The 6,099-nt window shown below is 65.1% G+C and carries 5 protein-coding genes and 1 pseudogene; 5 read left to right on the forward strand and 1 reads right to left on the reverse strand.

The genetic code is table 11. From position 1 onward, the window contains the following. From EN750_RS40750 to EN750_RS15045, 5 genes and pseudogenes are all read left to right on the forward strand, one after another. Positions 1–103 (forward strand): annotated as a pseudogene (locus EN750_RS40750) (aldo/keto reductase); the annotation flags it as partial. Positions 104–124: 21 nt separating this feature from the next. Next, on the forward strand, positions 125–1,822 hold the full coding sequence (locus EN750_RS15030; protein WP_127396886.1) for a glycerol-3-phosphate dehydrogenase/oxidase: 1,698 nt from the start codon (positions 125–127) through the stop codon (positions 1,820–1,822). Then, on the forward strand, positions 1,813–2,655 hold the full coding sequence (locus tag EN750_RS15035; RefSeq protein WP_127396887.1) for a class I fructose-bisphosphate aldolase: 843 nt from the start codon (positions 1,813–1,815) through the stop codon (positions 2,653–2,655). The genes EN750_RS15030 and EN750_RS15035 overlap by 10 nt, the downstream gene beginning before the upstream one ends. A gap of 22 nt (positions 2,656–2,677) precedes the next feature. After that, on the forward strand, positions 2,678–4,192 hold the full coding sequence (locus EN750_RS15040; RefSeq protein WP_127396888.1) for an FGGY-family carbohydrate kinase: 1,515 nt from the start codon (positions 2,678–2,680) through the stop codon (positions 4,190–4,192). After that, a complete protein-coding gene (locus tag EN750_RS15045; RefSeq protein WP_127396889.1) occupies positions 4,189–5,805 on the forward strand; it encodes a GMC family oxidoreductase in 1,617 nt (538 codons plus the stop codon). The genes EN750_RS15040 and EN750_RS15045 overlap by 4 nt, the downstream gene beginning before the upstream one ends. A 12-nt stretch (positions 5,806–5,817) precedes the next feature. Here the strand turns inward: EN750_RS15045 and EN750_RS15050 are convergent. Next, a partial coding sequence (locus EN750_RS15050) for a LysR substrate-binding domain-containing protein (RefSeq protein WP_245482713.1) occupies positions 5,818–6,099 on the reverse strand: 282 nt, incomplete at its 5' end.

Here is a 6,099-nt window from a genome sequence, read left to right on the forward strand (position 1 = left end):
GGCGCTCGACAATGCACGGGCCGGCGAGATCACGCTTGCCGCAAGCGAGCTAGGGGCAATCGACGCCGCGGCAGCCGCGCATCTCACCGCGATGGATGCCTGAGCAAAAAAGGCAACAGCCCCGATGAACCGTAGTCATACAATCGCTGGTCTGCGCGACCGGCCTGATATCGCCGTGCTCGTCATCGGTGGCGGCATCAACGGCATCAGCGTCTTTCGCGAACTGGCCCTGCAAGGCGTCGATGTCGTGCTGGCGGAAAAGGGCGACTATTGCAGCGGCGCCAGCGCCGCCCTGTCGCGCATGGTGCATGGCGGCCTGCGCTACCTCGAAAACGGCGAATTCAAACTGGTGCGCGAATCGCTGCTCGAACGCGACCGGCTGCTGAGGAATGCCCCGCACTATGTGGCCCCTTTACCGACGACGGTGCCGATCTTCGACATTTTCTCGGGTCTCGCCAACGGTGCGGTGCGTTTCCTGGGGCTGACGCGGCGGCCCAGCCGGCGCGGGGCGCTGGTCATCAAGGCCGGGCTTGCCATGTATGACCTTTTCACCTCTGCACGGCGTTTGATGCCGACGCACCGGTTCAGGGGCCGCGCTGAAACCCTGAAGACATGGCCGGCGATCAACCCGGCGATCCGCAATTCGGCGACCTACTACGACGCCTGGGTGAGCCGGCCCGAGCGCCTCGGCCTGGAGATGCTGCTGGACGCCATGGCGAGCGCGACGAATGCCCGCGTCTTGAACTATGCGCAGGTGTCGTCGACAGGCGATGGCCTTGTCATCACCGACACGCTGACGGGCGAAGAGCTGCCGGTGCGGCCGCAACTGGTCATCAACGCCACCGGCGGCTGGATCGACCTGACCAACAAGTCCATCGGGGCAACGGCGCAGACGATGATGGGCGGTACCAAGGGCTCGCATCTGATCGTCGACAACGGCGAACTGTTCGACGCGCTCGGCGGCCATATGGTCTACTATGAGAACGAGGACGGGCGCATCTGCATCCTGTTTCCATATCTAGGCAAGGTGCTGATCGGCTCGACCGACATCCGGGTGGACGATCCGGACCAGGTCCGTTGCGAGGAGGACGAGCAGCGCTACATCCTGCAGTCGCTCGCTTTCGTCTTCCCCTCGATCAAGGTTAGCGATGACCAGATCGTGTTCCGCTTTGCCGGCGTGCGTCCTTTGCCCGCCAGCGAAGACAGTTTTACGGGCCGCATACCGCGCGATCATTTTTGCGAGTTCGTCGAACCGGCCGGACATCTGCCGGCGACGTTGTGCATGATCGGCGGCAAGTGGACCACCTTCCGTTCGTTTGGAGCGCTGGCCGCCGATATGGCGCTGAAGCGGCTCGGCCTCGCGCGCAGCCAGGGCACGCAGGACATGGCCATCGGTGGCGGCCGCGATTTTCCCGCCGATCCGGACGCCTGGTGCGCATCATTCGCCGCAGAGCATGGCCTGCCGGTCGAGCGCGCGCACACACTTCTGCAACGCTATGGCACGTCGGCCAGGGATTTCGTTTCGCACCCCGCGGGCGAACAGATGCTGCCGCAGTCGGACTATTCGGCAAGCGAGATAGGGCGCATCATCGAGGGCGAGCAGGTCGAGTGCCTCGCCGACCTGTTCCTGCGCCGCACCACCATCGCCATTTCGGGTGGTCTCAGCGTCGACCTCGTCAATGCCGTTCTCGACATGCTGGCGGCGCACAAGGGCTGGAGCGCCAGCGAGGCCGCCACCGAGCGCGCGACCTTCCTCACCTTGCTGGCCTACCGGCACGGCATCGATCTCCAGACGCATCAAAGGAGCGCCCTATGCGCATAAACAAGAAAGTCCGCATGAACCGGCTGTTCGGTGGCGGCCGCTGCCTCGACGTAGCCATCGATCACGGTGTCTGCAACGAGCCGAGCTTCCTTGCCGGGCTGGAAGACATGGCCGGTGTCGTCACCCAGTTGGTCAAGGCGGGCCCCGACGCCATCCAGATGAACTACGGCCAGGCCGATCTGCTGCAGGCCGTGCCGGGCAAGGACAAGCCGGCGCTGGTGATGCGCATCGACATGGGCAATCCCTATAACAGGATACGCCACCGCGCGATGTGGGCGGTGCTGCAGAACGAAGCCGAGCCCTTGCTTGGCGCCATCGAGATGGATGCGGCTTGCGTCGTGGTCAATCTGTTCATGCTGCCCGACGAACCCGACCTGTTCCGGCAATGCGTGCAGAACATCGCCCGCGTGCGCGCCGATTGCGAGAAATACGGCCTGCCGCTGATGATCGAGCCGCTGGCCATGCTGCCGGTCGCAGAGCATGGCGGCTACATGGTCGACGGCGATGCCGAAAAGATCGTCACCTTGACCCGGCTTGCCCGTGAAATGGGTGCTGATATCGTCAAGGCCGATCCGACCACCGATCCCAACGACTTCCACCGCGTCGTCGAGGCGGCGCGCTGCCCGGTGCTGGTGCGCGGCGGCGGCAAGGAGGATCTGCGTGCCGTGTTCGACAAGTCGGCCGCCTTGATGGCACAGGGTGCGCTTGGCATGGTCTATGGCCGCAACATCTACCAGCACGCCAACCCGAGCGCTGTCGTGCGCGGGCTGATGGCGATCATTCACAACGATGCCGATGGCGGCACGGCCTGGGATCTGTACAACCAGGCTTAGGCTGCGGCCTCGGGAGGCGCCAATGGCAAGCTATATCCTCGGTCTCGATGCCGGCAACACCGTCATCAAGGCCATCCTCTTCGACCTGTCCGGCCGCGAACTGGCATTCGCCGCCCGTGACGGCCGCTCGTCCATGCCAAAGCCCGGACATGTCGAACGCGACCTCGACGAACTCTGGCGCAACGCGGTTTCGGTCATCGGCCAATGCATCGCTGAAGCCGGCATCGACGCCGGCGAGATAGTCGCCATCGGCTGCGCCGGTCATGGCAACGGGCTCTACGCGCTCGATCGCACGGGCGCGCCATTGATCGGCATCCAGTCGCTCGACACACGCGCGGTCGGCATCGTTGCCGAATGGGCAAAACAGAATGTCGGCGACCGCACCTATGCACATTGCCTGCAACGGCCGTGGGCGGCGCAGACGCCGACCCTGCTTGCCTGGCTCAAGCGCTTTTCGCCGGCTTTGTTCGCCAGCATCGGAACTGTGTTCCTGTGCAAGGATTTCGTCGTCAACCGCCTGACTGGTGCGCGCAGCAGCGACACTTCAGACATGTCGGGCTGCGGCCTGCTGCAGATGCAGGACCGCCGCTACGAGCCGGACCTGCTTGCCGCCTATGGGCTCGGCGATTGCATGGACCTGCTGCCGCCGGTGCTGGAATCGGCCGACATTGCCGGTCATGTCAGCGCGGAGGTGGCGGCCCTGACGGGACTGCGCGCCGGCACGCCGGTCGTCGCCGGGCTGTTCGATGTCGTCGCCAGCGCGGTCGGTTCGGGCGTGACCAGAACCGGTGCCGCCTCGGTTATCGCCGGCACCTGGAGCATCAATCAGGTCATCACCGACGAACCGATCCGCGACGAGTCGATCTTCATGCTGTCGACTTTCGACCGCCAGCGCTATCTGGCGATCGAATCCAGTGCCACCTCGGCCGCCAATCTCGAATGGATCGTTCGCGAATTCCTCGAACATGGTGGCGAAGCCGGCAAGTCGCCGTTCGAATTGTGCAGCGAACTGGTGGCGTCCGTCGATCCCAACAGCGACATCCCGATCTATCATCCCTTCCTTTACGGCTCGCAGCAGAATGGCCATGCGCGCGCAGGCTTCTATGGCATCGCCGGCTGGCACAGCCGAGCCCATCTGCTGCGTGCGCTGTTCGAGGGCGTTGCCTTCGAGCATAAGCGCCATGTCGAGACCTTGCACAGAGCGGGCGCTGATTTCGACCAGGTGGTGCTGTCGGGCGGGGGCTCGCGCAGCAGCGTGTGGCCGCAGATATTCGCCGATGTGCTCGGCGTGCCCGTCACCGTGGCGCGCAGCCGCGAAACCGGCGCGCTGGGAGCGGCGATCGCGGCGGGCACCGGCGTCGGCATTTTCGCGGACCACAGTGCCGGTGCAGCCGCCATGACGGCGGCGGCCCGACATTTTGTACCCAACGAGGCGGTTGCCGATGCATATGCGGGGCGGTATCGACTGTACGGCGAGATCAACCAGGCGATGACCCCGATGTGGGAGCGCATCGCCGGACAGCAGGCGCGCACGTGACCGAAGATCCACCGTCCCCGTTCGGCAATTACGATTACGTCATCGTCGGCGCCGGCTCCGCCGGCTGCGTGCTCGCCAACCGGCTCTCCGCCGATCCGCGCAACAATGTGCTGCTGCTCGAGGCCGGCGGCAGCGACCGCTATCACTGGGTCGATATCCCGATCGGCTATCTCTTCTGCATGGGCAACCCGCGCACCGACTGGATGATGAAGACCGAGCCGGAAGCCGGTCTCAATGGACGCAGCCTCAACTATCCGCGCGGCAAGGTGCTTGGCGGCTGTTCATCGATCAACGGCATGATCTACATGCGCGGCCAGGCAGCCGACTACGATGGCTGGCGTCAGGCCGGCAATGCCGGCTGGGGCTGGGACGATGTCCTGCCTTACTTCCTCAAGTCGGAAGACTATCACGGCGGCAAAGGCGCCATGCATGGCAGCGGCGGCGAGTGGCGCGTCGAACGGCAGCGGCTTTCATGGCCGATCCTTGACGCCTTCCGGGACGCGGCCGAGGAACTCGGCATTCCCCGCACCGAAGACTTCAACACCGGCACCAATGAAGGCTCGGGCTATTTCGAGGTCAACCAGAAGAAGGGCGTGCGCTGGAACACGTCGAAGGCGTTCCTGCGTGGTATAGCGGGGCGCAAGAACCTGCGCGTGGTGCTCGGCGCGGAGACCGAACGGCTCGAATTCGACGGCCGGCGCGTCACCGGATTGGTTTTCCGCCAAGGCGGCCGCCTGCACCAGGTCCGCGCTGGACAGACGATCCTTGCGGCCGGCGCCATCAATTCGCCGAAGCTGCTCGAGCTGTCGGGGGTGGGCCGCCCCGACCTGCTCTCGGGCATCGGCGTGGATGTTCGTCACGCCTTGCCGGGCGTCGGAGAAAATCTGCAGGACCACTTGCAGATCCGCACCGTCTTCAAGGTCGCCAACACCGCCACGCTCAACCAGCGCTACCACAATCTGGTCAGCCGTGCGTCGATGGGGCTGGAATATGCGCTCAAGCGCAGCGGGCCGCTGTCGATGGCGCCGAGCCAGCTCGGCATCTTCGCCAGGAGCGATCCGCGCCTCGCAACGCCCGATCTCGAATACCATGTGCAGCCGCTGAGCACCGACCGTCTGGGCGAGCCGCTGCATCGCTTTCCCGCGGTCACCGTCTCGGTCTGCAATCTGCGTCCCGAAAGCCGGGGCAGCGTGCACATGGGTTCAGCCGACGCGCGGGAGGCGGCGAAGATCCGGCCGAACTATCTTTCCACCGAGGGGGACCGCAGCGTGGCCGTCGCGTCGTTGCGTCATGTCCGCAGTTTGATGAAGGCACAGGCGGTGGCGCGCTTTGCGCCGGAAGAGATGCTGCCCGGCACGCAGTATGACAGCGACGAAGAGCTCATCCGCAAGGCCGGCGATATCGGCACGACGATCTTCCACCCCGTCGGCACCTGCAAGATGGGTTCGGATACGATGGCGGTGGTCGACGACGGCCTGCGTGTTCACGGGCTTGGCGGGCTGCGCGTGGTCGATGCCTCGATCATGCCGACAATCGTCTCGGGCAACACCAACTCGCCGGTCGTCATGATCGCGGAAAAGGTAGCCGAGATGATCCTGCAAGAGGCCCGCTGACCGCCATCGGCTTCAAGCCGCGGCAACACCGCGCGATCGCCGTCTCTCGGCCGCCGCGAGCAGATCGACGAAGGTGCGCACCTTGGCGGGCCGGAACCGGGCCGGCGGAAAGACCGCGTGGATGCCGCCTGACGGCAGGCTCCAGTCGGCAAACACCGGCACCAGCCGCCCCTCGGCGATATCGTCGCTGACGCTATAATCCGGAAAGACGCCGAGCCCGATGCCGACGAGCACGCAAGCCAGGGCGGCGGGGCTCTTGTCGCACATGATGACCGGATTGAGTTCGGTCAGCAC

The organism is Mesorhizobium sp. M7A.F.Ca.ET.027.03.2.1, from assembly GCF_003999175.1.
GTDB lineage: Bacteria > Pseudomonadota > Alphaproteobacteria > Rhizobiales > Rhizobiaceae > Mesorhizobium.